A 4,878-nucleotide genomic window follows, 5' to 3' on the forward strand; every position below is an offset into this window, starting at 1 on the left:
CGGGAGTTCTCTTTAGAGCGATGAGTTTGTGGGGGCCGGCAGGTCCAAGGGATCGGACAGGTCCATGGAATCGGACTTGTCCGAGGGATCGGCCACAAGGCAACGGACTGCGCCCAGGAGGAAGTATGACCACCGATTCGAGCAGTACGGTCACCCCACGGATCCTTGAAGTGCCCGGCGCGCGTCTGCATTACGAGGTGCGGGGGCGGGGGCAGGGGCCGCTCATCGCGCTGGTCGGGGCGCCGATGGATGCTGGGGCGTTCGCGCCGCTGGCGGATCTTCTCGCGGTCGACCACACCGTGCTCACCACTGATCCGCGGGGCATCAACCGCAGTGTGCTCGACGACCCCGAGCAGGACTCCACGCCGGAGCTGCGGGCCGACGATCTCTCCCGCCTTCTCAGCCACCTGGGCGCCGGGCCGGCCACCGTTCTGGGGTCCAGTGGTGGTGCGGTGACCGCACTGGCCCTGGCCCAGGCGCACCCCGAGCAGGTGCACATCGTCGTCGCGCACGAACCCCCGCTGGTCGAGCTGTTGCCGGAGCGCGAGAAGGTGCATGCCGAGACCGACGAGATCATCGCCACCTATCTCGCGGGCGATGTCATCGGTGCCTGGACCAGGTTCATGGCCCAGGCGAACATCGCCCTGCCCGAGGGTGCGATCGAGGGGATGTTCGGCGGGGAACGCGATCCGCGGCAGGTCGCGGACGAGCGCCGCTGGTTCGCCCACGAGCTGCGGGCGACCACCCACTGGCGGCCCGACCTGGACGCCCTGCGGTCCATCAGTGCCCGCATGGTGGTCGGCATCGGCGACGACTCGGACGGAGAGGAATGCGACTTCACATCGCGGGCTCTCGCCGAGGCGCTGGGTATCGAGCCGACGCGGTTCCCCGGTGGGCACACCGGGTTTGCCGAAGACCCGGGGGCTTTCGCCACGCGGCTGCGTGAGTGGCTCCGCCCGGAGCGGAGTCAGGGCTGACACCGGGAACGGCTCGGCGGGGGCGGCCGGTTGCCCGTCTTACGGCGAGCAGCCGACCGCCCTCGCTGCGGGATGAGCGCCCGGCGAATGAGGAAGCGCCCGTCAGAAGCCGAGCGGCTCGCGGAGCAGGAGGACCGTGGCGCGGCCGGGGTGGGGTTCGGCGTTGAGGATGAGGAGTTTGTTCAAGGCGCTGGGGACTCCGTAGGCCTCCAGGGCGCGTTCGTTCTCCAGGGGCAGGCAGTGGTCTTCGATGCGGCGCAGTGCCGTGGGGAGGTCGGGGACCACCTTCTGTGCGCCGATGATCAAGATCATGTGGGGCGCCGCGCCCGCGTAGCCCGCCAGTTGGCTGCCGCTGGCCGAGGCGGCCACCAGGGAGCCGGTTTCGGTGACCGCGGCGACGCTGCCGACGATGACGTCGGGGGTGGCGACCATCCGCCACATCTCGGTCAGTTGGGTGGAGCGGTCCATGGACCTGCTGCGCGCCTTGACCGAGTCGTAGCGTCCGCTGTTGTTGATGTCCTCGTCGATGCCCGTCAGGCGGAGGGTTTCGCTGGCACCGGTGAAGACGGTGGCGCCTTCCGGGATGAGGTCGCGGACGCGATCGCGTGCGGCGGCGCTGTCGTCGAGGATCTCGACGGCGAAGTTGCGCTCCTTCAGCGCCGCTGCGGTCCGCTCCAGGGTGTCGGGGGAAGCCGGCGAGGTGAACGGGGTGGCCGGAACAGTGGTGGACATGGTGCCTCCTGCGTAGCGGTGGGTGGTCGGGGCGATGGATGGTCGCGTGCGGTCCTCACCGGTACGACAACGCGGCCCGCCGGAATGTGAGGCGAGACGGAATGTGGAGCGAGGTGGAATGTGGAGCGAGGTGGAATAGCGACGCGGCTTTGTCACATCCGCGATCCCTGTCTCGTCGGAGGGAGGACGGCAACCGCGGCAACGGGACGGGTGACGCGATGGGCGACGGGATGGGCAGCACGGGGACGGGGACGAGGTATGGACCGGCCGATCCGGACTTGAGCGGTGTCATCGGCGAGCGGCGCCAGTTGACCAACATCGCCTACCGGCTGCTCGGTTCACTGGCCGACGCCGAGGACGCCGTACAGGAGGCCTACGCCCGGTGGTACGCGATGACGCGCGCCGAGCGGGAGGCCGTCTCCTCCCCCGGCGCCTGGCTGACCACGGTGACCAGCCGCGTCTGCCTCAACCTGCTCGGTTCGGCGCGGGCAAGGCGCGAGACGTACGTGGGCGAGTGGATCCCCGAGCCGCTGCCCGACGGGATCGAGTGGGGCACGGCGCGGGCCGGGGGCGCCGCAGCGGATCCGGCCGACCGGGTCACCCTCGACGAGTCGGTCGGCATGGCCTTCCTCGTGGTGCTGGAGGCGATGACGCCGGCCGAGCGGGTCGCCTTCGTCCTGCACGACGTCTTCCGCTACTCCTTTGCCGAAGTGGCGCGGATCGTCGGCCGTACACCGGCGGCCTGTCGCCAGCTGGCCTCGTCGGCCCGGCGCCGTATCCGCGCCGCGGAATCCGCGGCACCTCCGAGGAACCGGCAGGCCGAGATCCTCAGGGATTTCCGGCGGGCGTGGGAGGCCAAGGACATCGGCGGACTTGTCGGCCTGCTCGATCCCGAGGCCACGGCGATCGCCGACGGCGGCGGTCTCGTCCAAGCCGTGGAGGTACCCATCGTGGGCGCCGAGCGGATCGCGAGCGCCTGCGTCGGGATCGCCGAACGGGTGGAGCTGACGCTTCTCGAGCGTACGGTCAACGGTCAGCCGGGCCTGGTGAGCGTGCAGGACGGCGTCACGGTGGCGGTGCTCGCCTTCGAGATCGTCGACGACCGGATCCGCCGCATCTGGTCGGTGCGCAACCCCGAGAAGCTGCGGTCCTGGACGGAGGCCTGACGGCGGGCACGAGCAGCAGAGGCGGCCAGGACCACCCCCGTGGGTCCTGGCCGCCCGCTGCGGTGAGGGGCTCGGGGCCGGGCCTCAAGCTCCTCACCTCATCCGAGACGCAGCCGGACCGTGTCCGGTTCTCGCGGGGCCGATCGAGTTCCGTACCGAAGTACTCGGCACTGCCCCTAGTTCCGTACCGAAGTACTCGGCACTGCCCCTAGTTCCGTATCGGCGTACTCGGCACTGCCCCGAGTTCCGTACCGGAGCACTCGGCAAGGCCCGTGCATCCGGCCCGGGTGACGGGATCACCCGCCCCGTGGCACACTTCTGACGTTCCGTCAGATCCGGTGCCGGGGAGGGGTCATGTCTCGTACACGCACACCAGTGGTGGCCGATTGGTTCAGTGGCGAAGGGGAGGACTTCCGGCTGCTCGGTACGCGATGTGGCGCCTGCGGATCGGTCTTCTTTCCCCGTGAGGACTCCTTCTGCCGCAACCCGGGCTGCACGGGCGGCGAGCTGGCCGAGGTCCCGTTGTCCAAGCGCGGCCGCATCTGGTCGTACACCGACGGGCGTTACCGGCCGCCCCTCCCCTACGTATCCGATCCGGACGCCGAGTGGGAGCCGTACACGCTGCTCGCCGTGGAGCTCGAGGACGAGCGCATGGTCGTGCTCGGGCAGGCGGTGCCCGGGGTGACCACGGCCGAGCTCGAAGTGGGGATGGAGGTCGAGGCCGTGCCCGGCGTACTCAACGAGGAGGCTGGCACGACCTGGACGACCTGGCACTTCAAGCCGGTGAGCGCACGATGAGCCGGGACGTGGCGGTCCTCGGCGCCGGGATGCACCCGTGGGGCAAGTGGGGCCGGAGCTTCATCGAGTACGGAACGATCGCGGCGCGCACGGCACTTGAGGACGCTGGAGTCGACTGGCGCGATGTGCAGTCGATCGTCGGCGCGGACACCGTGCGCGGTGGCTACCCCGGATATGTCGCCGGGGCCACGTTCGCCAAGGCGCTGGGCTGGCAGGGTGCGCGGGTCACGAGCGTGTACGCGGCGTGCGCCTCGGGCGCGCAGGCCATCAACACCGCCCGTACGCAGATCCTTGCGGGGCTCGCCGACGTGGTGCTCGTGGTCGGTGCGGATGCCGCGCCGAAGGGCTTCTTCCGGCCCGCGGGCGGCGACCGGCAGGACGATCCGGACTGGTTGCGCTTCCGGGTGCTCGGTGCCACCAACCCGGCGTACTTCGGCCTGTACGCGCGGCGCCGGATGGCGTTGCACGGGGACACACTCGAGGACTTCGCGCAGGTCAAGGTGAAGAATGCGGCGTCGGGTGCGCTCAATCCGTATGCCCGGTACCGCAAGACGGTGACGGCGCAGGACGTCGCGGCCTCCGCGGTGGTGGCCGATCCGCTGCGGCTGCTCGACATCTGCGCCACCTCCGACGGAGCGGCGGCCCTTGTGCTGTCCAGCATGGACTTCGCCCGTCGGCACGGGCAGGCCGACCCGGTGCGGATACGGGCGGTCTCGACGGTGACGCCGCAGTACCCGCAGACGGTGCTCGATCTGCCGGACATCGCCACGGATTCGGCCGCGGCCGTCCAGCCGCCCGAGCGGACCTTCCGCGCCTCGATCGCGCACGCCGCGTACGAGGAGGCCGGGATCGGGCCCGAGGAGTTGTCGCTCGCCGAGGTCTACGACCTGTCCACGGCTCTCGAGCTGCAGTGGTACGAGGACCTCGGGCTGTGCGGTGAGGGTGAGGGGGCCAAGCTGCTGCGCGAAGGGGTGACCTCTCCCGGGGGCCGGGTGCCGGTCAACTCCAGTGGTGGGCTTGCCTCGTTCGGCGAGGCGGTACCGGCGCAGGCGATCGCGCAGGTCTGCGAGCTGACGTGGCAGCTGCGGGGGGCGGCGGGTGAGCGTCAGGTGGACGGGGCGCGGGTCGGGATCACCGCGAATCAGGGGCTGTTCGGGCACGGGTCCGCGGTGGTTGCGGTGCGGTGACGCTGTGGAGGGTCGGGG

At 70.5% G+C, this 4,878-nt stretch carries 5 protein-coding genes; 4 read left to right on the plus strand and 1 reads right to left on the minus strand.

The window, feature by feature from the left end; translation table 11 throughout:
* Positions 1 to 125: 125 nt before the first annotated feature.
* Positions 126 to 977 carry an alpha/beta fold hydrolase gene (locus G6045_RS39215; protein ID WP_165337025.1) on the plus strand — a complete coding sequence of 284 codons (852 nt, stop codon included), beginning with the start codon at positions 126 to 128 and terminating at the stop codon, positions 975 to 977.
* A 102-nt stretch (positions 978 to 1,079) separates the two neighbouring features.
* Here G6045_RS39215 and G6045_RS39220 read toward each other — a convergent pair whose 3' ends face one another.
* Positions 1,080 to 1,709, minus strand: coding sequence for an LUD domain-containing protein (locus G6045_RS39220; RefSeq protein WP_165337026.1), 630 nt, complete (start codon positions 1,707 to 1,709; stop codon positions 1,080 to 1,082).
* Positions 1,710 to 1,927: 218 nt separating this feature from the next.
* Here G6045_RS39220 and sigJ point away from each other — a divergent pair, with 218 nt between their 5' ends.
* The 3 genes from sigJ to G6045_RS39235 all read left to right on the plus strand — a co-directional run bounded on the left by sigJ (position 1,928) and on the right by G6045_RS39235 (position 4,860).
* Positions 1,928 to 2,875: an RNA polymerase sigma factor SigJ gene (gene sigJ, locus G6045_RS39225; protein WP_408056425.1), complete on the plus strand. Its 948-nt coding sequence runs from the start codon at positions 1,928 to 1,930 to the stop codon at positions 2,873 to 2,875.
* A 354-nt stretch (positions 2,876 to 3,229) separates the two neighbouring features.
* Complete coding sequence (locus G6045_RS39230; protein ID WP_206344779.1) at positions 3,230 to 3,673, plus strand: Zn-ribbon domain-containing OB-fold protein; 444 nt, start codon at positions 3,230 to 3,232, stop codon at positions 3,671 to 3,673.
* On the plus strand, positions 3,670 to 4,860 hold the full coding sequence (locus G6045_RS39235; RefSeq protein ID WP_165337027.1) for a lipid-transfer protein: 1,191 nt from the start codon (positions 3,670 to 3,672) through the stop codon (positions 4,858 to 4,860). The genes G6045_RS39230 and G6045_RS39235 overlap by 4 nt, the downstream gene beginning before the upstream one ends.
* Positions 4,861 to 4,878 lie beyond the last annotated feature (18 nt).

It is taken from the genome of Streptomyces mesophilus (genome assembly GCF_011044995.1).
GTDB classification, from domain to species: Bacteria; Actinomycetota; Actinomycetes; order Streptomycetales; family Streptomycetaceae; genus Streptomyces; species Streptomyces mesophilus.

Coding starts and splice junctions, on each gene's coding strand:
- G6045_RS39235 (WP_165337027.1), top strand. CDS start 3,670: ATGAGCCGGGACGTGGCGGTCCTCGGCGCCGGGATGCACCCGTGGGGC.
- sigJ (WP_408056425.1), top strand. CDS start 1,928: ATGGGCGACGGGATGGGCAGCACGGGGACGGGGACGAGGTATGGACCG.
- G6045_RS39230 (WP_206344779.1), top strand. CDS start 3,230: ATGTCTCGTACACGCACACCAGTGGTGGCCGATTGGTTCAGTGGCGAA.
- G6045_RS39220 (WP_165337026.1), bottom strand. CDS start 1,709: ATGTCCACCACTGTTCCGGCCACCCCGTTCACCTCGCCGGCTTCCCCC.
- G6045_RS39215 (WP_165337025.1), top strand. CDS start 126: ATGACCACCGATTCGAGCAGTACGGTCACCCCACGGATCCTTGAAGTG.